At 66.0% G+C, this 24674-nt stretch carries 19 protein-coding genes; 9 read left to right on the forward strand and 10 right to left on the reverse strand.

What is annotated here, in order from left to right:
• Positions 1-124 precede the first annotated feature (124 nt).
• A complete protein-coding gene (locus DFO68_RS08250; protein WP_133483186.1) occupies positions 125-727 on the reverse strand; it encodes a DNA polymerase ligase N-terminal domain-containing protein in 603 nt (200 codons plus the stop codon).
• 32 nt (positions 728-759) lie between these two features.
• On the reverse strand, positions 760-975 hold the full coding sequence (locus DFO68_RS08255) for a DUF3565 domain-containing protein (RefSeq protein ID WP_133483187.1): 216 nt from the start codon (positions 973-975) through the stop codon (positions 760-762).
• A gap of 325 nt (positions 976-1300) precedes the next feature.
• Here DFO68_RS08255 and DFO68_RS08260 point away from each other — a divergent pair, with 325 nt between their 5' ends.
• Positions 1301-1951 (forward strand): rhomboid family intramembrane serine protease, encoded by a 651-nt coding sequence (locus DFO68_RS08260; RefSeq protein WP_133483188.1) that lies wholly within the window; start codon positions 1301-1303, stop codon positions 1949-1951.
• Between the two features lie 87 nt (positions 1952-2038).
• On the opposite strand, the gene DFO68_RS08265 is transcribed toward DFO68_RS08260, so the two are convergent.
• Positions 2039-3280 (reverse strand): ribonucleotide-diphosphate reductase subunit beta, encoded by a 1242-nt coding sequence (locus DFO68_RS08265; RefSeq protein ID WP_133483189.1) that lies wholly within the window; start codon positions 3278-3280, stop codon positions 2039-2041.
• 192 nt (positions 3281-3472) lie between these two features.
• On the reverse strand, positions 3473-7507 hold the full coding sequence (locus tag DFO68_RS15810) for a ribonucleoside-diphosphate reductase subunit alpha (RefSeq protein WP_133483190.1): 4035 nt from the start codon (positions 7505-7507) through the stop codon (positions 3473-3475).
• 372 nt (positions 7508-7879) lie between these two features.
• Here DFO68_RS15810 and DFO68_RS08275 point away from each other — a divergent pair, with 372 nt between their 5' ends.
• Together DFO68_RS08275 and DFO68_RS08280 are read left to right on the forward strand one after the other, a co-directional pair.
• Positions 7880-8593, forward strand: a complete 714-nt coding sequence (locus tag DFO68_RS08275; RefSeq protein ID WP_208107383.1) for a winged helix-turn-helix domain-containing protein — start codon at positions 7880-7882, stop codon at positions 8591-8593.
• A gap of 3 nt (positions 8594-8596) precedes the next feature.
• Positions 8597-10198: an ATP-binding protein gene (locus DFO68_RS08280; protein ID WP_133483191.1), complete on the forward strand. Its 1602-nt coding sequence runs from the start codon at positions 8597-8599 to the stop codon at positions 10196-10198.
• Here the strand turns inward: DFO68_RS08280 and DFO68_RS08285 are convergent.
• The gene (locus DFO68_RS08285; RefSeq protein ID WP_133483192.1) at positions 10185-11099 is read right to left on the reverse strand and encodes a LysR family transcriptional regulator; all 915 of its coding nucleotides are present in this window, start codon (positions 11097-11099) and stop codon (positions 10185-10187) included. The genes DFO68_RS08280 and DFO68_RS08285 overlap by 14 nt on opposite strands.
• A gap of 103 nt (positions 11100-11202) precedes the next feature.
• On the opposite strand from DFO68_RS08285, the gene metE reads away from it, so the two are divergent.
• Positions 11203-13509, forward strand: a complete 2307-nt coding sequence (gene metE, locus DFO68_RS08290; protein WP_133483193.1) for a 5-methyltetrahydropteroyltriglutamate--homocysteine S-methyltransferase — start codon at positions 11203-11205, stop codon at positions 13507-13509.
• 87 nt (positions 13510-13596) lie between these two features.
• The gene (locus DFO68_RS08295; protein WP_133483194.1) at positions 13597-14361 is read left to right on the forward strand and encodes an MliC family protein; all 765 of its coding nucleotides are present in this window, start codon (positions 13597-13599) and stop codon (positions 14359-14361) included.
• 25 nt (positions 14362-14386) lie between these two features.
• On the opposite strand, the gene DFO68_RS08300 is transcribed toward DFO68_RS08295, so the two are convergent.
• A complete protein-coding gene (locus DFO68_RS08300; protein ID WP_133483195.1) occupies positions 14387-14932 on the reverse strand; it encodes a DNA-3-methyladenine glycosylase I in 546 nt (181 codons plus the stop codon).
• 95 nt (positions 14933-15027) lie between these two features.
• On the opposite strand from DFO68_RS08300, the gene DFO68_RS08305 reads away from it, so the two are divergent.
• Together DFO68_RS08305 and DFO68_RS08310 are read left to right on the forward strand one after the other, a co-directional pair.
• Positions 15028-15468 carry a VOC family protein gene (locus DFO68_RS08305; RefSeq protein ID WP_133483196.1) on the forward strand — a complete coding sequence of 147 codons (441 nt, stop codon included), beginning with the start codon at positions 15028-15030 and terminating at the stop codon, positions 15466-15468.
• 135 nt (positions 15469-15603) lie between these two features.
• The gene (locus DFO68_RS08310) at positions 15604-16053 is read left to right on the forward strand and encodes an META domain-containing protein (protein ID WP_373190703.1); all 450 of its coding nucleotides are present in this window, start codon (positions 15604-15606) and stop codon (positions 16051-16053) included.
• 75 nt (positions 16054-16128) lie between these two features.
• Here DFO68_RS08310 and DFO68_RS08315 read toward each other — a convergent pair whose 3' ends face one another.
• The 4 genes from DFO68_RS08315 to DFO68_RS08330 form a co-directional block, all read right to left on the reverse strand.
• Positions 16129-18990 (reverse strand): valine--tRNA ligase, encoded by a 2862-nt coding sequence (locus tag DFO68_RS08315; RefSeq protein ID WP_133483198.1) that lies wholly within the window; start codon positions 18988-18990, stop codon positions 16129-16131.
• A gap of 118 nt (positions 18991-19108) precedes the next feature.
• Positions 19109-19567: a DNA polymerase III subunit chi gene (locus tag DFO68_RS08320; RefSeq protein WP_133483199.1), complete on the reverse strand. Its 459-nt coding sequence runs from the start codon at positions 19565-19567 to the stop codon at positions 19109-19111.
• Between the two features lie 10 nt (positions 19568-19577).
• On the reverse strand, positions 19578-20678 hold the full coding sequence (locus DFO68_RS08325; protein ID WP_133483200.1) for a branched-chain amino acid aminotransferase: 1101 nt from the start codon (positions 20676-20678) through the stop codon (positions 19578-19580).
• A gap of 155 nt (positions 20679-20833) precedes the next feature.
• Complete coding sequence (locus tag DFO68_RS08330) at positions 20834-22354, reverse strand: leucyl aminopeptidase (RefSeq protein ID WP_133483201.1); 1521 nt, start codon at positions 22352-22354, stop codon at positions 20834-20836.
• A gap of 180 nt (positions 22355-22534) precedes the next feature.
• Here DFO68_RS08330 and lptF point away from each other — a divergent pair, with 180 nt between their 5' ends.
• Entirely contained in the window at positions 22535-23608 is a 1074-nt protein-coding gene (gene lptF, locus DFO68_RS08335; RefSeq protein ID WP_208107384.1) for an LPS export ABC transporter permease LptF, read from the forward strand.
• Complete coding sequence (lptG, locus tag DFO68_RS08340) at positions 23605-24666, forward strand: LPS export ABC transporter permease LptG (protein ID WP_133483235.1); 1062 nt, start codon at positions 23605-23607, stop codon at positions 24664-24666. Before lptF ends, lptG begins: the two co-directional genes overlap by 4 nt.
• Positions 24667-24674: the final 8 nt, after the last annotated feature.

Raw genomic sequence — 24674 nt, forward strand, 5'->3', positions numbered from 1 at the left:
ACCGATGGAGCCCTCACCATGGGCATGCAAGCGTCAGGCCAGGTCAGCGGACTCGGCATCGAGAGGCCCTGTCAAGAGGAAAGCGTCATGCGAGTCAATGCCGATTTCAGTCGTCGTGCGGCGGTCACTGCGGCTTGTCTTCTTCCTTGGCAGCCATCTCCTTCAGGGTGCGCCCCGTCACCACGGATTGTGGTTCGGTGGAGGTGGGGTTGCGCCTCGCATCGGCAGCCTCGTCGTCCATCTTCATCAGCAGCCAGCCCTCGTCCTGCGCCAGCCGCGTGCGGATCAGCGCATAGCCGCCGCGCAGCTTCGTGCCCTCCAGCCAGACGCTGACATGGCCGTCCTCGAGCTGTTCGGCGACTGAGGACCGGTTGTCGCCCTCCTTGAGGTGGCGGTAGTGGCCGCGATCCCAGATCAGCACGGTGCCGGCGCCATACTCGCCCTCCGGGATCACCCCTTCGAAGTCGGCGTAGGCCAGGGGATGATCCTCGGTGGGAATCGCCAGGCGCTTGTCGCGGGGATCGGTGGAGGGCCCCTTGGGTACGGCCCAGGACTTCAATACGCCATCGACCTCGAGGCGGAAATCGTAGTGCAGGCTGGAGGCGGCGTGTTGCTGGATCACAAAGCAGGGCCGGTCGCCCTCCCGGCCCTCCTCCCTGGGCTCGGGCGTGCGCCGCGGGTCGCGCTTGTCTCGGTAGTCGGCCAGGGACGGGCGGGATGCGGGCATGGGTCGACCTCCGGTGGGTGGCTATCTCCAGTCTAGTCGTTGACCGGGTTGTCCCGCGGCTCGCCCCGATCACACTTGACGCACTCGAGCGCCAGGCCGAGTCGCGAGCGCCGGCCCGCCTCGCTGGTTACCCAGGGGCGCTCGGTCCAGGGTGGCTGATGGCGCACGTGCTGGTGATGGCCGCAGATAAGCTCCGCCACCCAGTGACCCTGCTCGTCGCGGTGATAGCCGATGATGGGCTGCTGCATGGGGAGGCTATCGCCGGGGCGGCGGAGCCTTGTAGTGGCCGGGTACCGTCACCCGTTCGCCGTTGGGCGGTGTTCTACTCGGGTCGGTACATAGACACGCGTGACGATACTCTTGCGCTTGTACATGGCGATCTCTTCCTGATGGGCATCCACATGGCTATTCTTCTTCAATCTAGCGCCAGAAGGCCATCCAGGGCAATCCGGACCCTCCAAGCACATGACGGGGATCAATCCGCAGAGGCGGCCATGGATATCCAGCGTTATGACATCGGGTCCTGTCTGGGTCCATGCTGTGCGGAGATCATGATCTACAGGGAGAGCATCCATGCGGCGAGATGTCGAGCAATTCACTGTCGGTCGGCCACAGGGGCTATCGGTGATCAGCCTGCTGCTGCTGGCCAATGGCCTGACCTTCCTGGTCGAACTGGTCATGCCGCAAGCGATGTTTCAGTATTTCGCGCTCTGGCCCCTCGCTGCGGCTCCCTCTGGTCTCGCCCTCCCCGACGGCCTGCCGATGGGCGAGTTCCATCTCTGGCAGCTGCTGAGCTACGCCTTCCTGCATGGCAGCCTGTTTCACCTGTTGATCAACATGTTCGTGCTGTGGATGTTCGGCAGCCCCCTGGAGCGCGTGTGGGGCGCCCAGCGCTTCGCGACCTACTACGTGCTCTGCGTACTGGGCGCAGGGGCGGTGCAGCTGGTGGTGGTCTCGATGGGCGAATTCGCCCCCACGGTTGGTGCCTCCGGCGGCGTCTACGCTATTCTGCTGGCTTTCGGCTTGCGCTATCCCAACGAGTACATTTTGCTGCTGATCCCGCCGATTCCCATGAAGGCCAAGTACTTCGTGATCGTGATCGGTGCGATCGAGCTATGGTTCGGCATCACCGGCACCCGTCAGGGCGTGGCGAGCTTTGCCCACCTGGCGGGCATGCTGGTGGGACTCTTGCTGATACTCGGCTGGCGGCGGGGGAGAGGGTAGCAAGAAGACTCAGTGGACAGGAAAATGGCCGATACCCGGGGGTATCGGCCATTGCGGGCTCGGGTGCCCCAGAGGGGCTTGCCGCGCTCAGTCCCAGTTCAGCGCACCGCCCACCTGGTACTCGGTGACGCGGGTCTCGAAGAAGTTTTTCTCCTTGCGCAGGTCGATGATCTCGCTCATCCACGGGAAGGGGTTCTGCGCGCCTGGGAACTGCTCCTTCAGGCCGATCTGCGCCAGGCGGCGGTTGCAGATGAAGTGCAGGTACTCCTCCATGATCGCCGCGTTCATGCCCAGCACGCCGCGGGGCATGGTGTCGCGGGCGTAGGCGATCTCGAGCTCGGTGCCCTGGAGGATCATCTGGGTGACCTCGTCCTGGAACTCGGCCGTCCAGAGGTGCGGGTTCTCGATCTTGATCTGGTTGATCATGTCCACGCCGAAGTTCAGGTGCATGGATTCGTCGCGCAGGATGTACTGGAACTGCTCGGCCACCCCGGTCATCTTGTTGCGCCGGCCCATGGAGAGGATCTGGCTGAAGCCGCAGTAGAAGAAGATGCCCTCGGTGACGCAGTAGAAGGCGATCAGGTTGCGCAACAGCTCCTGGTCGGTCTCGGTGGTGCCGGTGTTGAAGTCGGGGCGGGCCAGCGACTGGGTATGCTTGAGGCTCCAGGCGGACTTGGCGGCGACGGACGGCACCTCGCGGTACATGTTGAAGACCTCGCCCTCGTCCATGCCCAGCGACTCCACGCAGTACTGGTAGGCGTGGGTGTGGATCGCCTCCTCGAAGGCCTGACGCAGCAGGTACTGGCGGCACTCGGGGTTGGTGATCAGGCGGTAGAGCGCCAGCACCAGGTTGTTGGCCACCAGCGAGTCGGCGGTGGAGAAGTAGCCCAGGCTGCGCTCGACGATGCGCCGCTCGTCGGCGGTGAGGCCCTCAGCGCTTTTCCACAGCGCGATGTCGGCGTTCATGTTCACTTCCTGGGGCATCCAGTGGTTGGCGCTGCCGTCCAGGTACTTCTGCCAGGCCCATTCATACTTGAAGGGCACCAGCTGGTTGAGGTCGGCGCGGGCATTGATCATCTGCTTGTCGTCGACCTCGATGCGCGCCGCGCCCATCTCCAGCTCCTCGAGGCCGGCGGCCACGTCGAGCTCCTCAAGCGACCGGCGGGCACGCGCCAGGCGCTCGCCCTCGGCGGCTTGGTAGTTGCCATGGCTCTCGGCAACGGCCGCGTTGTCGGCCTGGGGCTCGGCAGCGGGCTGCGGAGCGGGAGCCGGCTTGGGTTGCTCGGCGACGGTTGTCTCGTCCTCGTGGAACTCGTCCCAGTTCAGCATGTCACTTACCTCGAGTTAATTGGGGGCCGTAGATGGATTCATCGCTCGAGGCTCATCCGGCGGCAAGCCTGCGAGGAGGCGCTGTGAACCCATCCCTGGGCGCTACCGACGCCATCCCTGGCGTAGGACCTCCTCTTCGGCTTGTCCCCGGTGCCTCTCGCTTCACCGGCGGCAATGCGTGTCTGGTTGGGCTTACTGGCAGGCCTCGCAGCCCAGCTCGTCGATCTCGCCGGCACTCGGTGCGCGCTGGCCGCCCTTGCCCTGCAGGAAGTCCTCCACGCCGCGCGGATCGCGGCGGGTGGGCTCGGCGGCCGGTTCAGGGCTGGCCGGGGGCGCAGGAGCGCCATTGCTCACGGCATTGAGGGTGCCGCGGTCGACGGTGGACTTCTCCACCGAGGTGGCGCCCAGCGCCCGCAGGTAATAGGTCGTCTTCAATCCGCGCAACCACGCCATGCGGTAGGTCACGTCGAGCTTCTTGCCGGAGACCCCCTTGATGTAGAGGTTCAGCGACTGGGCCTGGTCGATCCACTTCTGGCGCCGCGCGGCGGCCTCCACCAGCCACTTGGGCTCCACCTCGAAGGCGGTGGCGTACTTGGCCTTGAGGTCGTCCGGGATGCGGTCGATGGGCTGGGCCGAGCCGTCGTAGTACTTGAGGTCGTTGATCATCACCTCGTCCCACAGCCCACGCGCCTTGAGGTCGTTGACCATGGGCGCGTTGACCACCGTGAACTCACCGGAGAGGTTCGACTTGACGAAGAGGTTCTGGTAGGTCGGCTCGATGGACTGGGTCACGCCACAGATGTTGGAGATGGTGGCGGTCGGGGCGATGGCCATCACGTTGGAGTTGCGCATGCCCTGGCCGGCGATCTTGCCGCGCAGGCGGTCCCAGTCCTGGGTGGCGCTCTCGTCGAGCTCGATGTACTTCTCGCCACGTTCGATCCTGAGCTTCTGGATGGAGTCGATGGGCAGGATGCCCTGGCTCCACAGCGAACCCTCGAAACTCTCGTAGCGGCCGCGCTCGGCGGCGAGATCGCTGGACGCCTCGATGGCGTGATAGCTGACCAGCTCCATGGAGCGGTCGGCGAACTCGACGGCCGCGTCACTGGCGTAGGCGATGTCTTGGGCGTAGAGGGCGTCCTGAAAGCCCATGATGCCGAGCCCCACCGGCCGGTGCTTGGCGTTGGAGCGCTTGGCCTGGGGCACCGCGTAGTAGTTGATGTCGATGACGTTGTCGAGCATGCGCACGGCGGTGCGCACGGTCTTCTTGAGCTTCTCGCCGTTGAGTCTGCCGTCGACCACGTGCTGGGCCAGGTTGACCGAGCCCAGGTTGCACACCGCGATCTCGTCGGCGCTGGTGTTGAGGGTGATCTCGGTGCATAGGTTCGAGGAGTGAACCACGCCGGCGTGCTGCTGCGGGCTTCTCAGGTTGCACGGGTCCTTGAAGGTGATCCAGGGGTGGCCGGTCTCGAACAGCATCGAGAGCATTCTGCGCCACAGGTCCTTGGCGCGCACGCGCTTGTAGAGCTTGAGCTCGCCTGTGCGGGTCATCGCCTCGTACTCCGCGTAGCGCTGCTCGAAGGCCGCGCCGTAGAGGTCGTGGAGGTCGGGGCAGGTGGAGGGCGAGAACAGCGTCCACTCGCCGTCATCGAAGACCCGCTTCATGAATAGGTCAGGCACCCAGTTGGCGGTGTTCATGTCGTGGGTGCGACGGCGGTCGTCGCCGGTGTTCTTGCGCAGCTCTAGGAACTCCTCGATATCCAGGTGCCAGGTCTCCAGGTAGGCGCAGACCGCCCCCTTGCGCTTGCCGCCGTTGTGCGCCAGTCCTGCCGTGGTCATGTAGGACTCGTCACCTTCGACTTCCAGATCATAAACAAACGGAAGCGTCGTGATGGTGTCCACGCTGCGCACGCGAGAGAAAAGATGGCCGTTGTAGGTGAGCCAGTTGCGCTTGACAAGGGGGCGACAGCCGACCCATTCGGCAATCTCGGCAACGGCGGGTACGCGAATGTCATAGGCCTTGCAGACGCCGTCGAAGCGGATCTCGCTGCCATCGACGCGACGCCCCGTATGTGCCTGTTCGCGCTCACGGTACTGTCCGGCCGTGGGAATGCCGATGCGCAGGAGTTGATAACGCAGGCTTTCGGCCAGGGCACGCGATGTGCTGGTAAAATAGATTTCCGTGCCCTGCGAGACGCCACCGTCGGTTTCCAGCAGGCCCTGAATCAGGGCCAGTGTCTGGGCTTTCGGCAAATGAGCAAAGCGACGGCTGATGTGCTTGTCATGCTGGGCGTCGTAGATATCGTCCTGGCGGAACGGAAGCGTCGAAGCACCGGCCCCGGCAATTCTTCCCGTGGTGGCATCTCGCCGAACGCCATGACCCGATGCCCAATGAATCTGGGCATAGTGATCGTTGCGCGAGGTTTCCCAGAAGTGGATGCCGCGGTCTTCAAGGTAGTGACGCACGAAGTCGAGATGAGAATCGCGACCAGGGTGGCCGGACACGCCCCACTGCATGCCGTCTTTCGAGAGATGACCATCGCCCAGCAGGATACCGTAAAGGCGCGCATCTTCCGCCGTTAAGCCGTCGACAGGGACGACTTCGGTGGGAATGACCTGGGCGACATAGTCCCCTTTCTGGAGGCGACCCGCGTCCACCCAGTCGGGGGATACCTTGCCTTTCTGCAGCCAGTCAAGCGTGCGCTCTGCGGATTGCTCCAAGGGTACGCCGCGCAGTGCATAGAAGGGATGACCGGCGGTGACGCGCACTGACTCGATGGCATGCTTGATGTCGAGCGCTACCATCGTCTCCCTCTGATTGTAGACATGCCGCTGTTTGACCTGGCGGTAGGTGCCGGAAATGCCCAGGACCAGGTCGCCGGCCTCGATCCATTCGATGGGGCGAGGGCCTTCAGCGGTATGGACCAAGGTGTCGGGCGCAAAGCATTGGTTGACCGCCACGGCGGTGTCGTTGACCACCTTGAGGAAGGGAACGACGCCCTGGGACTTGCCGTTGGTGCCCTTGATCCAGGAGCCGAGCGCGCGCACCGGCGTCCAGTCATTGCCTAGACCGCCGGCCCACTTGGAGAGCAGGGCGTTGTCGCGGATGGCGCTGTAGATGCCGTCGAGCTCATCGGGCACGCTGGTCAGGTAACAGCTGGAGAGCTGGCTGCGCACGGTGCCGGCGTTGAACAGGGTCGGCGTGGAGGCCATGTAGTCGAAGCTCGAGAGCAGTTCGTAGAACTCGATGGCGCGCGCCTCGCGCTCATCCTCGTTCAGCGCCAGGCCCATGGCGACGCGCATGAACATCACCTGGGGCAGCTCGTAGCGCACCTCGTCACGGTGGATGAAGTAGCGGTCGTAGAGGGTCTGCAGGCCGAGATAAGTGAAGGCATTGTCGCGGGTATGGTCCAGCGCCGCGGCCAGGCGCTCGAGGTCGAACTCGGCCAGTGCCGGGTCGAGCTGCTCGAACTCGATGCCGCGGGCGATATAGGCCTTGAAGGCCGGCGCGTAGAGCTCGGCCATCTCTGCGTAGGTGGCCTCCTCGGCGATGCCCAGGAAGGAGAGCGCCTCGCGGCGCAAGTTGTCCTGCAGTAGGCGGGCGGTGACGTAGCTGTAGTCGGGATCCTTCTCCACCAGGGTGCGGGCGGTCATCATCAGCGCCTGGGAGACGCCATCCACGGTAACCCCGTCGTAGAGGTTTTTCAGCGCGTCGTCGACGATCTTGCCGGCCTCGACGTTGGCCAGCCCCGCGCAGGCCTCCGCCACCAGGGTCTCGATGCGGCCCAGGTCCAGCGGTCGGGTGGTGCCGTCGGCGAGGGTTACGTTGAGGCTGGGGTGCGGCTTGACGATGTCTCCGCCGACCGCGGCCCGCGCCCGGGCGTGCGCCTCGCGGTAGAGCACGTAGGCGCGGGCGACCCGTTGCTCGCCGGCGCGCATCAGCGCCAGCTCGACCTGGTCCTGGATGTCCTCGATGTGCAGGGTGCCGCCATCGGGCATGCGGCGCAGGAAGGCCTGCTCGATGCTCTCGGTGGACTGGCGGACGAAGTCGCGCACCCGCGAGGAGGTGGCAGCGTTGTCGCCTTCCACGGCGATGAAGGCCTTGCTCATGGCAACAGCAATCTTGTCACCGTCGAAGGCCACGACGTCGCCGTTGCGCTTGATGACGCGCAGGGCCTTGGGTGCGGTGACGGAAACGGACGTCTCGTCCGGTGTGACAATGGTATCCATGGCGCCGAGGGTCCCTGATGGGTGAGTTGAATGTGGGTGAGTCTATGGCCGCCTCGCGGGCGACGGTTGACAGGCATGGTGCCGGTGGGTAAAGCACAGCATGTAGTGTTCGTTTCGGTTCGAGGCACAAGATAATGTGCTTTTGGCACTCCTTCAAGTGGACAACCTGTGGATCGGCTGTGGCCATCCAGGGGGCAGAATGGTGCCTTTCACCAGACCCCCATCGATGGGTCGCGCAGCCACCTCCTGTCACCGCGTGGCAACGGGCAGGCGGAGTGCCGGATTTCGGGTATCCTTTAGCCATTGGCGTTGGCTCCCGACCGCGGGAGCCTCGCGACCGCTCACCTGCCCGGCAGGATGGAACAACAGAGGATGGACGACAGCTTGCAAACTCAGGAACAGGAGCATGTGCTGATCATCGAGGATGACGAGCGGCTAGCTGACCTGACCCGTGACTATCTGGAGGCCAACGGGTTTCGGGTCACGGTGGAGGCCGACGGTGCCCGCGGCGTGGAGCGTATCCTCGCCCTGCAGCCGGAGCTGGTGATCCTTGACCTAATGCTGCCGGGCGAGGATGGGCTGTCGATCTGCCGCCGAGTGCGCAGCGAATATCCTGGCCCGATCATGATGCTCACCGCCCGCACCGACGACATGGACCAGGTGCTGGGCCTGGAGATGGGTGCCGACGACTATGTGCCCAAGCCGGTGCAGCCGCGGGTGCTGCTGGCGCGCATGCGCGCCCTGCTGCGCCGCGCCGAGCCGGCCGAAGCCAGCGAGGAGACCTGCCTGACCTTCGCCGACTTGGTGATCGACAACACCACCCGTGAGGCCTGCATGGACGGCGAACGTGTCGACCTGACCAGTGCCGAGTTCGACCTGCTCTGGCTGCTGGCCAGTAACGCCGGTCGGGTGCTGACCCGCGAGGAGATCTTCGAGCGCCTGCGCGGCATCAAGTATGACGGCCAGGACCGCTCCATCGATGTGCGTGTCTCGCGCATTCGCCCCAAGATCGGCGACGATCCCAACCAGCCACACCGGATCAAGACGGTGCGCAGCAAGGGTTACCTGTTCGTCAGGGATGGCTGAGCCATGCGTCGGACCCTGGCCGACAGCTCCTTTCTGCGCATTTATGCGCTGCTGGCAGTGGCGCTGCTGCTGACCTTCGGCGTGACCCTGCTGGGGCTGGCCATGGTCGACCAGGTGCGGCGTGAACACTATCGCGAGCAGCTGGTCGAGCCGCCCATGCGGCTGCTGACTGCCTGGATCGACTCCTTGCCCGACGCCAAGCGCGAGGCGTGGTTGGCGAGCCGCGCCGAGCAGCTCGACATGACCCTGCGGCGGGTAACGCTCGATGACCTCTCGCTGAACTACTTCTCACGTTCGCGCCTCGAGCGCGGTCGTGTGCTAGTCCTCCCCCGCGGCGCGCACGGCTGGCGCCTGCTGCGCCGGCTGCCCAGGGGCGAGAATCTGCTGGAGGTCGACGTGATGAGTCTCAGCGAGCGGCAGCTGCGCGGGCTCGCTGAGTTGCTCGCCGAGTGGCTCGCCCAGACCACGGGCGAGACGCGCCGGGCCCGGCTGGAGCGGGTCGCCGGGGATAGCATGCCCCTGCAGCTGAGCGAGTCCCCGCCCGAGGGGCTGGATGCCCGCCAATTGGCCCGCCTGGCCGCGGGGGAGGTGGTGATCCGGCTGCGGCCCGGGCGTTGGTCGATGGCGATGTACTGCCTGCTGCCCGGCAGCGCCCCGCAGACTCGATGGCTGACCATCGGCCCGCTGCAGGCCTTCGAGCCGCTGCCGGCGGCGTTGCCGCTGCTGGTGCTGCTGCTCGGCGTGCTGGCGGCGATCATCTACCTGATCATGCGCCGCCTGGAGGCGCGCATGGCGCGGCTGGAGCTGGCAGCGACCCGCATCGCCGGCGGACGGCTGGATACCCGCGTCAAGGTCGAGAGCGGCGACTTCCTGGGGCGCCTGGGGATGGCCTTCAACGGCATGGCCGCCCAGGTGCAGTCGCTACTGCGCGCCCAGCAGGACATGATCCGCGCCGTCTCCCACGAGCTGCGTACCCCGGTGGCGCGCATCCGCTTCGCGGTGCAGATGGTCGAGGACATGACCGACGATCCGGCGATTCGTCGGCAGCTGGAGGGCGTCGATGGCGACATCACTGAGCTCGACGAGCTGATCGACGAAATGCTCAGCTATGCCCGACTCGGCAGCGAGACCGCCAATGGCGCCGAGCTCGAGACCTCGCCGGTCGACTGCCGCGCCATGGCCGAGCGGGTCATCGAGGCGCTGCGGCCGCTGCATCGCACTATCCGCATCGAGCTCGAGGCGGGGCCGGATGTGGAGGTTCAGGCTGAGCCGCGCTACCTGCAGCGGGCACTGCAGAACCTGGTGGCCAATGCCTGCCGCCATGCCCGCAGCCGGGTGGTGATCCGCCTGCAGAGCGAACCCCAGCGGGTGCGCCTGGAGGTGGAGGACGACGGCCCCGGCATTCCCGTGGCGGCGCGCAGCGAGGTCTTCAAGCCCTTCGCGCGCCTGGATGACAGCCGCTCCGGCGGCTACGGGCTGGGGCTCTCCATCGTGCAGAAGGTCATGGCCTGGCATGGCGGCAGCGTGATGGTGGATGCCAGCGCCACGCTGGGCGGGGCGCGTTTCACCCTGCTGCTGCCGCGGCGCAACGCTACGCCGGCTTGATTCCTTCCAGCACCGCGAAGGAGGTCTCCCGGGCGGTGCGCAGGAAGTCCTCCATCCAGGGCGCGCCGCGGGTCTCCTCGCGGATCGCCGCGAACAGCGTGCTCCATACCCCCTTCTCGCCCAGGGCCACGGCCTTGACGTAATCGCGCTCCAGGTACTCGGTGAGGGCCCAGTTGGGCAGGGCGCAGATGCCGCGTCCGCTGGCCACCAGCTGCATCATCATGATCGTCAGCTCGGCGGTGCGCACCTCCTTCGGACGCACTCCGGCGGGGTCAAGGAACTGGGTGAAAACGTCCAGCCGGGCATGTTCCACCGGATAGGTGATCAGGGTCTGCTCGGCCAGTTCCTCGGGGGTGACGAAGGGGCGCCCCGCCAGGGGGTGCTGGCGAGCCACGGCCAGCAGGCCCTCATAGCGGAACAGCGGCTCGTAGTGGATGCCGGGCAGCGGTTGGGGGTCGGCGGTGATTACCAGGTCGAGCTGTTCGCGGGCCAGCGCCGGCAGGGGGTCGAAGTGGTGGCCGCCGGGAATGTCGATTTCCACCTCCGGCCAGTGATTGCGGAAGTGGTCGATGGTGGGCATCAGCCACTGGAAGCAGCTGTGGCACTCGATGGCCATGTGCAGCCGCCCCTGCTTGTTGCCGGCCAGCCGCGCCAGGTCGCGCTCGGTCATGCGTACCAGCGGCAGCACTTGCTCGGCCAGGGTCAGCAGGCGCGTGCCGGCCCGGGTGAATTCCACCGGGCGGGTCTTGCGCAGGAACAGCGGGCTGCCCAGGCGCTCCTCCAGGTCCTTGATCTGGTGGGAAAGCGCCGACTGGGTCAGATGCACGCGTTCGGCGGCTTCCACCAGGGAGCCGGCATCGCGCAGGGCAACCAGGGTGCGCAGGTGGCGGAGTTCAAGCATTCGAGTGAACCTGATTCATCTTTAAGATTAGAAAGTTTAGTTTGATTCACATCGACTGGCCAGCGAGACTTCCCGGCATCATTCATGCAGAAAGGACGTCATCATGACGCTGGCTCATGTCATCGGCTATCCGCGCATCGGCGCGGATCGCGAATTGAAGCGCGCCACTGAAGCCTACTGGCAAGGCGACAGCGACCGCGAGGCCCTGGAGGCCACCGGACGCGCCCTGCGCCTGGCGAACTGGGCGGCCCAGCGCGAGGCCGGACTCGATCTGGTGACGGTGGGGGACTTCGCCTTCTACGACCAGGTGCTCGATGTCTCGGTGCTGCTGGGGGCGGTGCCGGGGCGCTTCGGGGCCGAGGCGGAGGTGGCACGCGGCGATGTGTCGCTGGACACCGCCTTCCGCATGGCCCGGGGCCGGGCTCCCGACGGCGAGCCGGCCGCCGCCTGCGAGATGACCAAGTACTTCGATACCAACTATCACTATCTGGTCCCCGAGCTGCACGCCGGCCAGACCTTTCGCCTGGCCAGCCGTCGTCTCTTCGACCAGGTGGACGAGGCTCGGGCCGCCGGCCACCCGGTCAAGGTGGCGCTGACCGGTCCACTGACCTGGCTGTGGTTGGGCAAGGGGCGCGGCGAGGCCGGCGAGGGCTTCGACCGGCTGTCGCTGCTCGACGGCGTTCTCGATGTCTACGCCGAGGTGCTGGAGCGCTTGGCCGGGCAGGGCGTCGAGTGGGTCCAGCTCGACGAGCCGGCGCTGGTGCAGGACCTGCCGCTGGCCTGGCGACAGGCCTACGAGCGTGCCTACCATCGGCTGCAGGCCGCCCCGGTCAAACTGTTGCTGGCAAGCCCCTTTGGTGGCCTGGGCGACAACCTCTCCCTGGCGGTGGGTCTGCCGGTGGCGGGTCTGCACATCGATGTGGTGCGTGCCCCGGCGCAGCTCGACGCGGTACTGGATCGCCTGCTGCCCCACAAGGTGCTCTCGGTGGGGGCCATCGACGGGCGCAACGTCTGGCGGGCCGACCTGGCGCTGTGGCGCGAGCGCCTGGCCACGGCGCGCATGCGCCTGGGCGAGCGGCTGTGGGTCGCCACCAGTTGTTCGCTGCTGCACGTGCCGGTGGACCTGGCCGCGGAGACCACGCTGGATGCCGAGCTCAGCAGCTGGCTGGCCTTCGCCCGGCAGAAGCTCGACGAGACGGCGACCCTGGCACGCTTGCTGGATGGCCGCGCCAGCGCCGCCGACCGGGATCGCGTCGAGGCCGCCAGCCGGGCTCTGCAGTCGCGTCGCCAGGCGCCTCGCCTGCATCGCCCCGCGGTGGCCGAGCGGCTGGCCGGGGTCACGGCCGCCGATACCCGGCGCCGGTCCCCCTTCGCCGAGCGTGCCGTGACCCAGCAGCGCCATCTCGCGCTGCCGCTGTTCCCCACCACCACGATCGGCTCCTTCCCCCAGACCGCGGAGATCCGCGCCGAGCGGCGCGCCTTCAAGGCCGGTGAGCTCTCTCGCAAAGCCTACGAGGCGCGGATGCGCGAGGAGATTGCCCGGGTGGTGGCCCGCCAGGAGGCGCTGGGCCTCGACATGCTGGTGCATGGCGAACCCGAGCGCAACGACATGGTGGAATACTTCGGCGAGCAGCTCGATGGCTACGCCTTCACGCGCTTCGGCTGGGTGCAGAGTTACGGAACGCGCTGCGTCAAGCCGCCGATCCTGTTCGGTGACGTAGTGCGCCCAGCGGCGATGACGGTGCGCTGGAGCGAATATGCCCAGTCGCTCACCGAGCGGCCGATGAAGGGCATGCTCACTGGGCCGGTCACCCTGTTGCAGTGGTCCTTCGTGCGCGACGACCAGCCTCGCGAGACCACCTGCCGGCAACTCGCCTTGGCGCTGCGCGACGAGGTTCTCGACCTCGAGACAGCGGGCATCCGCGCCATCCAGATCGACGAGCCGGCGCTGCGCGAGGGGTTGCCGCTGCGCCGTGCCGAGTGGCAGGGCTACCTCGACTGGGCGGTGGCCTGCTTCCAGCTGGCCGCCTCGGGGGTGCGCGACGAGACCCAGATCCACACCCACATGTGTTATGCGGAGTTCAACGACATCATCGAGTCGATTGCCGCCCTGGACGCCGATGTGATCACCATCGAGACCTCGCGCTCAGCGATGGAACTGCTCGACGCCTTCCAGGATTTCGCCTACCCCAACGCCATCGGCCCGGGCGTCTACGACATCCACTCGCCCAACATCCCCGAGGTGGCCTGGATGGTGGCGCTGATGGAGAAGGCCGCCGAGCGCATCCCGGTCGAGCGGCTCTGGGTAAATCCGGACTGCGGCCTCAAGACCCGTGGCTGGGCCGAGGTGGAGCCGGCACTGGCCAACATGGTCGAGGCGGCACAGGAGCTGAGGCGTCGCCATGGCTGACGCCCAGCGTTGAGCCGGGTGCCAGCGCGCCGGGGCAGGGTGGCTGGTATGCTGCCGGAGAAGATCGCCGACACGCAAGGAGCCGCCATGTCCCGTTACACCCTTTCCGCCGTCCGCTCCCTCGCCCTGCTGGGCGGGGCCCTGTGGCTTGCCGGCTGCGCTGTCACCCCGGACGGTGCGGCGACACGCCCCGAGGTCAGCGATAGCGGGGTATCCCGCGCACCGGAGGCGGCAAAAGCCCAGCCCACGGCACCGCTGATGCCCTCGCTTTTCTTCCCCGGCGATGCCGCGACGTTCACCGCCTGGCGCTGTACGCCGGCCCAGGATCTGGTCACCGCGGCGACCCAGGAGGAGCTGCGCCTGTGGTCCGCCCATGGCGCCTATCGGCTGCCGCCGGCGGTGGTGGCCAGTGGTGCGCGCTACCAGCAGGGCGAGCTCAGTTTCTGGAACAAGGGAGACCAGGCAATGGTGGAGAGCGCCACCGGGCGACTCGAGTGCATCTGCGACCAGGCGCGGGACGTGCTCACCCGTCGCCAGCGGCCGGGTACCATGTTCCACGCCCGCGGCAATGAGCCGGGCTGGGTGGTCAACCTGGCCAGCGACCGGCCCGAGGCGACCCTGGTGCTGGACGACGGCGAGCGCAAGATGACCCTGCCCTACCGGGTGACCGCCCTGGATAACGGCGAGGGGCGGATGATCCTGGCCAGTGGCCGGGCCGACACGCCCTTCGAGCTGCGCCTGGAGGCGCGGGCCTGCTTCGACAGCATGAGCGGCCAGCCCTTCCCGGCGCGGGTCACCCTACGCATCGACGGCGAGCGGTACTTAGGTTGTGGCCAGGGCATCGCGCCCTGACACGCCTGGGCACTCTTGGTGATTCTCATTGGGTGTCCGGGTGTGCCCAGGGCGGCGCGGCGGCCAGGATGCGTGCCTGCACCGGGCAGTCGTCACGGTGGGCGCCTGGCAGGTAGCCGGTGCTCATCAGCAGCTCGCCGACGATCTCCGGCCCGGTAAAGCGGAAGGTGCGCTTGAACAGCCGCACCCAGGCGGCATGGTCCAGCGGATGGTGGAGGTCGAGCCAGGCGCGCAGGCTGCCGTGCTCGGCCTGCAGCGCCTGCACCACGCCGGCGTTGTGGATCACCGCATCGACCTTGCGGCGGTTGCGGATGATGCCGGCGTCCGCCAGCAACCTTGCCCGCTCGGCCTCGCCATAGCCGGCGACGCGCTCGATGTCGAAGCCCTCGAAGGCGACGCGGAAGGCCTCGCGCTTCTTCAGCACGGTGAGCCAGGAGAGGCCCGCCTGGTTGATCTCCAGCACCAGGCGTTCGAAGAGGGTGCGGTCGTCGTCCACCGGGAAGCCGTATTCGTGGTCGTGATAGGGCCCGTGGAACGGATGCCCGGGGGCCAGCTCGCAGTAGTGGCTCATGGGGCTGCTGTCTCCAGGTTGGGGTTGGCAGGGGAGTCGTAACTTGCCAGGATGGAGCCATCCTTACCTTATCAACTGTAAACGGGAGAACGTCCATGCAGTACCTACACACCATGGTCCGCGTCAGCGACCTCGACGCCTCGCTGCACTTCTACTGTGACCTGCTCGGCCTGACCGAGGTGCGCCGCAAGGAGAGCGAGAAGGGCCGCTTCACGCTGGTCTTCCTAGCCGCTCCCGAGGACGAGGCGCGCTCCGCCGAGCTCAAGGCGCCGGAGCTGGAGCTGACCTGGAACTGGGACCCGGAGGAATACACCGGGGGGCGCAACTTCGGCCATCTGGCCTACCGGGTGGACGACATCTACGCCCTCTGCGAACACCTGCAGGCCAATGGCGTGACCATCAACCGCCCCCCTCGCGACGGCCACATGGCCTTCGTCAGGAGCCCGGACAACATCTCCGTCGAGTTGCTCCAGAAGGGCGAGGCGCTGCCACCCAAGGAGCCCTGGGCTTCCATGGAGAACACCGGAACCTGGTGAACAGCAGCACCCGGCGACCCACATGGAGGTGAAACGGCGCTGGTTCGTCGGGAACGAACCTAGACACGCTGGCTGCCGGCGTCGATCAGGCGAGGTGCCTGGGCAATCGCCTCGCGCCTCAAGGAAGATACCATGATGATCAAACTGTTACGCAACATCTTGCTGCTCGCGGCCGGCGCCCTGCTGCTGGCCGCCTGCGGGGGTGGTCCGGCGCCACAGGTGACCGACGAGCCCATGGCGCGCCTCGAGGGGCCGGTGGTCGACCAGCGCTGGAACCTGCTGCTGGTGGGCACCAGCGAGCGCCTCGAGATGCCGGAGCGTCCCCATTTCGTGATCGACCGCAATGGCCGGGTGAGCGGCAGCGACGGCTGCAACCGACTGACCGGCCGGGCCGCGCTGGGCGACAACAACCGCATCGCCTTCTCGGAGCTGGCCACCACCCGGCGCGCCTGCCCCCGGGCCGAGGACGCCGCCCGGGTGCGTGGCATGCTGAAGAACGCCTACCGCTACCTGATCGACCACGACCGGCTGGTATTTTTCGGCCCTGATCAACGGGTATTGGGCGGCTGGCGCCGCGTGGACTGATCCCATGGCTGTCGATCCCTGAACGACAAGGGCCCGCTAATGGCGGGCCCTTGTCGCTTGGGGAGCGGGCAACGATCAGAGCACGGCGATCTTATCGCGCTGCTCGACCAGCAGGCGGCGAGTTGCCTGAAGGTCCGACAACTTGTCGCGCTCCTTCTCGACCACTGCTGCGGGGGCCTTGGCGATGAAGCCCTCGTTGGCAAGCTTCTTCTCGACGGCGCCGATCAGCTTGTCCTGCTTGTCGATCTCCTTGGCCAGGCGGGCGAGCTCGGCCTCCTTGTCGATCAGGTCGGCCATGGACACCAGCACCTCCATCTCGCCCACCAGCTGGGTGGCCGACAGCGGTGCCTGCGCAGGATCGTCGAGCCAGGTGATGCTCTCGAGCTTGGCCAGCTTGGCGAGAAACGGCCGGTTGGCCGCCAGGCGCCTGGTGTCTTCCGCGCTGCCCTTGGTAAGCAGTACTTCCAGCGGCTTGCCCGGGGCGATGTTCATCTCGGCACGGATGTTGCGCACCGCGACGATCACCCCCTTGAGCCACTCGATATCCCGGGTGGCGGCCTCGTCGAGACGGCTGTCATCGGCCTGCGGCCAGGGCTGGACCATGAGGGAATCCCCCTCGCCCTGCCAGGTGCCGGCCAGCGGGGCGACACGCTGCCAGATCTCTTCGGTGATGAAGGGCATCATCGGGTGGGCCAGGCGCAGGATCGCCTCTAGCACGCGCACCAGGGTGCGGCGAGTGCCGCGCTTGGCCTCGGGGTTCGCATTGTCGTCCCACAGCACTGGCTTGGAGAGCTCCAGGTACCAGTCGCAGTACTCGTTCCAGACGAACTCGTAGAGCGCCTGGGAGGCATGGTCGAAGCGGAACTCCTCCAGCGCCCGGGTTACCTGGGCTTTGGTCTGCTGAAGGCGCGAGACGATCCAGCGGTTGGCCAGCGAGAGCTCGACCGGCGCGGCGCCCTGTTCGTCGTCAGAGAGGCCGGTGTCCTCGCCTTCGGTATTCATCAGCACGTAGCGCGAGGCGTTCCACAGTTTATTGCAGAAGTTGCGGTAGCCCTCCAGGCGGCCCATGTCGAACTTGATGTCGCGCCCGGTGGTGGCCTGGGAGAGGAAAGTAAAGCGCAGGGCGTCGGTGCCGTGGGGCTCGATGCCCTCGGGGAACTCGGCGCGGGTGGCCTTCTCAATTGCCCGTGCCTTCTGCGGCTGCATCATGTTGCCGGTGCGCTTCTGGACGAGGCTCTCCAGGTCGATGCCGTCGATCAGGTCGATGGGATCGAGCACGTTGCCCTTGGACTTGGACATCTTGTGGCCCTGGCCGTCGCGCACCAGACCATGCACGTAGACCTGCTTGAAAGGCACCTCGCCCATGAACTTGCCGGTCAGCATGATCATCCGCGCCACCCAGAAGAAGATGATGTCGAAGCCGGTGACCAGCACGCTGGTGGGGTGGAAGGTGGCGAGTTCTTCGGTCTGCTCGGGCCAGCCCAGCGTGGCGAAGGTCCACAGCCCGGAGCTGAACCAGGTGTCGAGCACGTCTTCGTCTTGGGTCAGCTCGACCTCGGCGGGCAGGCCATGCTGCTCGCGGGCTTCGGCCTCGCTGCGTGCCACGTAGACGTGGCCCTCGGCGTCGTACCAGGCGGGAATGCGGTGTCCCCACCACAACTGGCGGGAGATGCACCAGTCCTGCAGCTCGCGCATCCAGGCGAAGTACATGTTCTCATAGTTTCTAGGCACGAACTGGATATCGCCCTTCTCCACGGCCTCGATGGCAGGGCCGGCCAGGCTCTCCACAGCCACGAACCATTGATCGGTGAGCAGCGGCTCGATGACGTCGCCGCTGCGGTCGCCATAAGGCAGGGTGTTGTTCACCGTCTCCACCTGCGCGAGCAGGCCCGCAGCATCCATGTCGGCGACGATTGCCTCGCGCGCCGCGAAACGGTCCAGACCGGCATAGGCCTCAGGCAGGGTCGGGTCGATCTCGGGCAGTGGCCGGCCTTGGATGTCGAAGGCCTCGGCCCGGGCGAGGATGGCGGCCTCCTGGCTGAAGACGTTGATCAGCGGCAGGCCCTGGCGGCGGCCCACCTCGTAGTCGTTGAAGTCGTGGGCCGGGGTGATCTTCACGCAGCCCGAGCCCTTGTCCATGTCGGCATGTTCGTCCGCCACGATCGGTATGCGCCGGCCGACCAGCGGCAGTTCCACGAATTTGCCGACCAGCGACGCATAGCGCGGGTCCGCGGGGTTGACCGCCACGGCGCTGTCGCCGAGCAGGGTCTCGGGGCGGGTAGTGGCGACCACTAGGTGGTCGCGGCCCGCATCGGTGGTCACGCCGTCGGCTAGCGGATAGCGGAAGTGCCAGAATTGGCCTTGCTGGTCACGGTTTTCGACCTCGAGATCCGAGATGGCGGTGTGCAGGGTGGGGTCCCAGTTGACCAGCCGCTTGCCGCGGTAGATGAGACCCTCCTCGAACAGGCGCACGAAGACTTCCTGTACCGCCCGGTAGAAGCCATCGTCCATGGTGAAGCGCTCGCGTGACCAGTCGACGCTCGCCCCCATGCGGCGCAGCTGGCGGGTGATATGCCCGCCGGACTCGCGCTTCCACTCCCATACCCGGTCGATGAAGGCCTCTCGCCCCAGGTCGAAGCGGGTCTTGCCCTCCTCGGCGGCGATCTTGCGTTCGACCAGCATCTGGGTGGCGATACCGGCGTGGTCGGTGCCCACTTGCCAGAGGGTATTGTGCCCCTGCATCCGCCGCCAGCGGATCAGGGTGTCCATGATGGTGTCCTGGAAGGCGTGGCCCATGTGCAGGCTGCCGGTCACATTGGGCGGCGGAATCATGATCGCGTAGGGCTCGCCCTGGCCGGAGGGCGCAAAGCGACCGTCTGCCTCCCAGCGCTCGTACCAGCGGGATTCGATCTGCTCGGGTTGGTAGGTCTTGTCCATGGGCGTTCCAGGTCGAGAAGGTGGCACCGACCCATGGCAGGGCGCGTCGAAAGGCGCTGCCAAGGGGCCGGGGGATGCTGAAAAATGGGCCTGATTATAGCGTGACGGGGGGTAGGCGTCAGCCCGCGTGTCCGCGGGTCTGGCCCTTGAGATGGTGGGGGGTGACCGGGTAGCCGCGCTTGCGATAGGTCTGCCAGCATAATCGCTTGGCGGTGAGCACATCCTGGTGCTGGTTGATGATCTCGGCGACCCGTTCGAAACGCGAGAACCATTCGGGGATCCCGGGATGCAGGTTGAGCAGCGCCTGGGGCGGCTCGCCGGTCATCGGCAGATCCTGCCAGCCGATGGTCACCGACACGCTCTTCGCCGCCTCGCTTGTCGAGAGGGCATGAGGCACGTAGGCATCGGCACGAAAGGTCCAGAGCCGTTCGTCCAGCTCCCGGGCCATGGCCTCGTCCTCGGCATGCAGGTGCAGCCGAAAGCCCTTGCGGTAGATCGTCTCGGCCAGCCGGCAGGCGAAGTCGAGGCGAGCCTCGAGCGTGGTATCGGGGAGGATATAGAAGTCGACTTGGGTCATGGGGCCCTGTTTATGTCAGGCGCGTCAGCCAGCCGCGGGTATCCTCGCGGCGACCATACTGCAGGTCGAGCAGGCGGGTGCGCAGGCGCTTGGCGATCTCGTTGTCGCCCTGAGCGGAGAGGCGGATGCGGTCGCTCTCGGTGACCAGCTCGCCCACCGGGGTGATCACCGCCGCGGTGCCGCAGGCAAAGACCTCGCTGATCTCGCCGGAGGCGGCGCCCTCACGCCACTCCTCGATGCTGATCGGGCGCTCCTCCGGGGTTAGGCCTTCTTCCTTGGCCAGGGTCAGCACTGAGTCGCGGGTCACGCCTTCGAGGATGCTGTCGGTGAGGTGCGGGGTGACGATGCGGCCGTCACGGAACACGAAGAACAGATTCATCCCGCCGAGCTCCTCGACCCATCGATTTTCGGCGGCATCGAGGAAGGCGACCTGGCTGCACTCGTGGGCCGCGGCTTCCTTCTGGGCGGCCAGTGAGGCGGCATAGTTGCCGCCGCACTTGGCAAAGCCGGTGCCGCCGGGGGCGGCGCGCTTGTAGTGCGAGGAGAGCCAGATGGAGACCGGCTTCACGCCGCCCTGGAAGTAGGCGGCCGCCGGCGAGGCGATGAGGTAGTAGTCGACCTCATGGGAGGGGCGCACGCCGAGGAAGGTCTCGCTGGCGATCATGAAGGGGCGCAGGTAGAGGCTCGATTCGTCGGCCTCGCTGGCCGGGGTGGGTACCCAGGCGTGGTCCTGGGCGAGCAGGGCCTTGAGCGAGCCGATGAAGTCCTCGTCGGAGAGCTCCGGCAGCGCCAGGCGACGCGCGCTGCGACGAAAACGCTCGGCGTTCTTCTCGGGGCGGAAGGTCCACACAGAGCCATCGGCGTGGCGGTAGGCCTTCACGCCCTCGAAGATTTCCTGGCCGTAGTGCAACACGGCCGCGGCCGGGTCTAGGGTCAGTGGGCCGTAGGGGCGCACCTGATGGCCGTGCCAGCCGGCATCGAGGGTCCAGCGCACGTGGACCATATGGTCGGTGAAGTAGCGCCCGAAGCCTGGGTTGTCGAGGATGTCATCGCGGATCGTTGCCGCGGTGGGGCGAGTGGAAGGGCTCACGGAAAAGCGTTCGATGGACACGGCAAGGGGTCTCCGCTGCTGGCGGGGCGCATCCAGGCGCCCGGATCATGAAAGAAAAAACAGCTAACCGAGCCCGCCTAGGCTCGGTGCATGTGAGTCGACACTTCACATGAAAAGGTCACCACCGTAAAAAGGCAACTCTGCCGGGAGTGAAATCAGTCGTCGTTGATCTCGACCTCGTGGTCGGTCTCGCGGTCCAGCAGGTACTGGGTCAGCAGGCCCACGGGGCGGCCGCTGGCGCCCTTCTGCTTGCCGGAGCTCCAGGCCGTGCCGGCGATGTCCAGGTGCGCCCACGGGAACTCGTCGGCGAAGCGCGACAGAAAGCAGGCGGCCGTGATGGTGCCCGCCGGCTTGCCGCCGATGTTGGCCAGGTCGGCGAAGTTGGACTCGAGCTGCTCCTGGTACTCGTCCCACAGCGGCAGGTGCCAGGCGCGGTCCCAGGCGGTTTCGCCGGCATCCAGCAGGTTCAGCGCCAGGTCGTCGTCGTTGGCCAGCAGCCCGGTGGCATGGTGGCCCAGAGCGATGATGGCGGCGCCGGTAAGAGTGGCGATGTCCACCACGCTTGCCGGCTCGAAGCGCTCGGCATAAGTCAGAGCGTCGCACAGCACCAGGCGCCCCTCCGCGTCGGTGTTGAGCACCTCCACGGAGAGTCCCTTGAGGGTCTTGATGATGTCGCCCGGCTTGGTGGCGCGGCCATCGGGCATATTCTCGGCGGCGGCGACGATGGCCACCAGGTTGACACGCGGCTTGATGGCCAGCACCGCGCTAACGGTGCCGAATACGCTGGCTGCCCCGCACATGTCGAATTTCATCTCGTCCATGGCCTCGCCGGGCTTGAGCGAGATGCCGCCGGTATCGAAGGTGATGCCCTTGCCGATCAGCACGTGGGGCGCCTCGTCGGGGTTCTCGGCGCCTTGATAACTCATCACGATCAGCCGTGAGGGCTGTTCGCTGCCACGGCCCACGGAGAGCAGGCTGTGGGCGCCCAGCCGTTCCAGGGCCTTCTCGTCAAGGATCTCCACGGACAGCGCGCCGTTGGAGCTCCGCCCTAGCGCCTCGGCCTGCTCGGCCAGATAGCTCGGGGTGCAGACGTTGCCGGGCAGGTTGCCCAGGGTGCGAGTGGTGGCCACCCCCCGGCCGATGGCGTCGCCGATGCGTCCGCCCTCGCGAGCTCCCTCGGCGTTCCCCTGCTGGCTCACCAGCAGGGTAATGCGCTTGAGTCGGGAGGCAGGAGGCTTGTCGGACTTGAAGGCATCGAAGCGGTAGACGGCGCGATGAGCGGCCTCGGCCACCATGCGGGCCTTCCACTGGCAGTCACGCTCGGGCAGCGGCACGTCGGTGAAGGCTACCGCGACGTCCTCGACGGGCAACGCCGCCAGGGCGGTGAAGGCGGCATCCAGTGTCTTGCGGAAAGCACCTTCCCGGCACTTGTCGCGCTCGCCGAGGCCCACCAGCATCAGGCGGTCGGCATTGAGCCCCGGGGCGAAGGGCACCATCAGCACATTGCCCAGCTTGGCATCGAAATCGCCGCGATCGATCAGCTGGCCGATCAGTCGCTCACTGACATCGTCGAGCTTGGCGGCCGCCGGCAGCAGCTCACCGTCCTTGAAGACCGGCACCACGACGCAGGCCGTCTCGGTCTTGGCGGGGTTGGCCGTCTGAACAGGGAATTCCATGGTGTCTCCACAAGACAAGCGAAGGGGGATTCTGGATAATGCCGGCACGTTGTCGGCGCCGAAGGTTTCTCAGTGTACGCAAAGCCTCGCCGCAATGCATGACGGTGAAGGATGGCCATGCCGTTGCGGTGTCTGTGGGTCGAGCCATCTTGGGTGCCGCCCGTCGATCGGGAGAGAACATTGATCGTATTTCGTTATCTGACACGCGAGATTCTCACCACCATGGCTGCGGTGGCCGGGGTGCTGCTGCTGGTTATCATGGGTAACCGATTCATTCGATACTTTACCGATGTCGCTCAGGGAGAATTCCCCGCGAGCCTGCTGGGCAGCCTGATGCTGTTTCACTTGCCCAGTTTCGTGCAGTTGATTCTGCCGTTGGCCTTCTTTCTCGGCATCATGCTGGCCTATGGGCAATTGTATCTGAATAGCGAGATGACCGTGCTGATCGCTTGCGGGGTCAGTCCCAGGCGACTGCTGGGGATAACCTTCTGGCCATCGGCGCTGGTCGCGCTGCTGGTAGGCGCATGCAGCCTGTGGCTGACGCCGGCGGGCCTGGTGCATAACGAACGTGTCCTGGCTGAGCAGGCATCCCAGGCCGATTTTGGTGCGCTGGTCCCGGGACGCTTTCAGGAACTGAATGACCTGACCGTCTACGCCGAGTCGATCACTCGCAGCAACAGCCTGATGCGCGGTGTCTTCATTGCCGACATGAGCCGTCAAGGCGCACAGGATCAGCCGACCGTGACGCGTGCCGAAAGCGGCTATCAGGTCAATGACGATGAAGGCAATCGCTACCTGACACTTTCCAATGGCGCCCACTATGCAGTCAATCCCGGTGATGCCAGGGCCGAACGCTTGATCTTCGATACTTATGCCATGCTGCTGCAGCAGAAAAGCCCAGACATCAATTTCGATGATACCGAACTATTGACCACGCCTGCGCTGCTGACCAGCGATACACCGGATGCCATGGCGGCCTTCCAGTGGCGGGTCAGTCTGGCGCTGATGGTGCCGATTCTTACCTTGATCGCATTGCCGCTGTCGCGGGCCAATCCCCGTCAGGGGCGTTTTGCTAAGCTGCTGCCGGCCATCTTTCTTTATATCAGTTACATGAGCCTGCTGCTGGCGGCTCAGGATGCCGTGGGTGGCGGGCGCCTGCCTGTCGAGGTGGGCGTGTGGCCGGTTCATGTCGGCTTCGTGCTGATTGGTATCTGGCTGATGCGCCGTGGCGGTGTGGTGGGAGGACGTCACTGATGTTCGATCGTCTCGACCGCTATATTGCCCGCAATGTGCTGATGGCCATGCTGGTGGTGCAAGCATTGCTGCTCGGCCTCGATCTGGTGATCAATTACATCACCGATCTGGAGGACGTCGAGGGCAGTTACGGGGCTCTGCAGGTCTTTCTCTATGCGCTGATGCGCTTGCCGTGGCGCTTCTATCAGTATGCACCGGTCAGCGTGCTGATCGGTGCGTTAGTTGGGCTGGGCGCGATGGCCTCGAGCAATGAGCTGACGGTGATGCGTGCGGCTGGGCGCTCCTTGACACGTATCCTGTGGGGCGTCATGCAGCCACTGGTGATCGTGATCGTGATTACCATGGCGGTCGGCGAGTATGCCGCGCCAGTGACCGAGCAGTACGCCAAGTCCTGGCGGGCCGAGCTCCAGCAGCAAGGGGGAGTCGCCGACCGCGGAGGTGGCTGGCAGCGGGAAGGGGATAACTTCTATCGGTTCGGCTCGATCCGTACCGACAATACACTGATCGACATGACCCGTTATCGTTATGACGGGAAGCGGCTGGTGTCGGCCACCCATGCCGCCCGGGCGGTGCGCAATGAAGGGCACTGGCAGTTGCAGGACGTACGTACCACGCGCTTCAAGGCGGATCGCACGCTCACCGAGCAGCATGCCACCCAGCCATGGCAGACCTCGCTCGATCCCGAACTGCTGCGCCTGATCATCACCGATCCCGACAGTCAGTCGATCAGCGACCTTTGGCGTTATGCCCACTACCTCGGCGATCAGGGCTTGGCGGCTACCGACTCATGGCTCTATTTCTGGCAGAAGCTACTGTTGCCGTTGACGCTTGCCTCACTATTATTGGTAGCAGCCTCGTTTGTCTTTGGTCCCCTGCGCACGGTCGCTGCCGGCACGCGCGTGTTCTACGGCGCTATCGTTGGCCTATCCTTCAAGTATATCCAGGATCTGCTAGCGCCGGCGGCGACCATTTTCGGTTTCTCGCCGATCTGGGCGATTCTGACCCCGACGCTGGCCAGCTTCGCCCTTGGCTTCGTGCTGCTTCGGCGGGCGGGGTAATAACAAGA

This window comes from Halomonas ventosae (genome assembly GCF_004361885.1).
GTDB classification, from domain to species: Bacteria; Pseudomonadota; Gammaproteobacteria; order Pseudomonadales; family Halomonadaceae; genus Halomonas; species Halomonas ventosae_C.

What these genes read in the sequence shown, in the direction of transcription:
- DFO68_RS08305 (WP_133483196.1), top strand. Translation starts at nt 15,028, where the DNA reads ATGCAGTACCTACACACCATGGTCCGCGTCAGCGACCTCGACGCCTCG.
- DFO68_RS08280 (WP_133483191.1), top strand. Translation starts at nt 8,597, where the DNA reads ATGCGTCGGACCCTGGCCGACAGCTCCTTTCTGCGCATTTATGCGCTG.
- DFO68_RS08250 (WP_133483186.1), bottom strand. Translation starts at nt 727, where the DNA reads ATGCCCGCATCCCGCCCGTCCCTGGCCGACTACCGAGACAAGCGCGAC.
- DFO68_RS08330 (WP_133483201.1), bottom strand. Translation starts at nt 22,354, where the DNA reads ATGGAATTCCCTGTTCAGACGGCCAACCCCGCCAAGACCGAGACGGCC.
- DFO68_RS08300 (WP_133483195.1), bottom strand. Translation starts at nt 14,932, where the DNA reads ATGAGCCACTACTGCGAGCTGGCCCCCGGGCATCCGTTCCACGGGCCC.
- DFO68_RS08315 (WP_133483198.1), bottom strand. Translation starts at nt 18,990, where the DNA reads ATGGACAAGACCTACCAACCCGAGCAGATCGAATCCCGCTGGTACGAG.
- DFO68_RS08285 (WP_133483192.1), bottom strand. Translation starts at nt 11,099, where the DNA reads ATGCTTGAACTCCGCCACCTGCGCACCCTGGTTGCCCTGCGCGATGCC.
- metE (WP_133483193.1), top strand. Translation starts at nt 11,203, where the DNA reads ATGACGCTGGCTCATGTCATCGGCTATCCGCGCATCGGCGCGGATCGC.
- DFO68_RS08255 (WP_133483187.1), bottom strand. Translation starts at nt 975, where the DNA reads ATGCAGCAGCCCATCATCGGCTATCACCGCGACGAGCAGGGTCACTGG.
- DFO68_RS15810 (WP_133483190.1), bottom strand. Translation starts at nt 7,507, where the DNA reads ATGGATACCATTGTCACACCGGACGAGACGTCCGTTTCCGTCACCGCA.
- DFO68_RS08275 (WP_208107383.1), top strand. Translation starts at nt 7,880, where the DNA reads ATGGACGACAGCTTGCAAACTCAGGAACAGGAGCATGTGCTGATCATC.
- DFO68_RS08260 (WP_133483188.1), top strand. Translation starts at nt 1,301, where the DNA reads ATGCGGCGAGATGTCGAGCAATTCACTGTCGGTCGGCCACAGGGGCTA.
- DFO68_RS08310 (WP_373190703.1), top strand. Translation starts at nt 15,604, where the DNA reads ATGATCAAACTGTTACGCAACATCTTGCTGCTCGCGGCCGGCGCCCTG.
- DFO68_RS08320 (WP_133483199.1), bottom strand. Translation starts at nt 19,567, where the DNA reads ATGACCCAAGTCGACTTCTATATCCTCCCCGATACCACGCTCGAGGCT.
- DFO68_RS08295 (WP_133483194.1), top strand. Translation starts at nt 13,597, where the DNA reads ATGTCCCGTTACACCCTTTCCGCCGTCCGCTCCCTCGCCCTGCTGGGC.
- DFO68_RS08265 (WP_133483189.1), bottom strand. Translation starts at nt 3,280, where the DNA reads ATGCTGAACTGGGACGAGTTCCACGAGGACGAGACAACCGTCGCCGAG.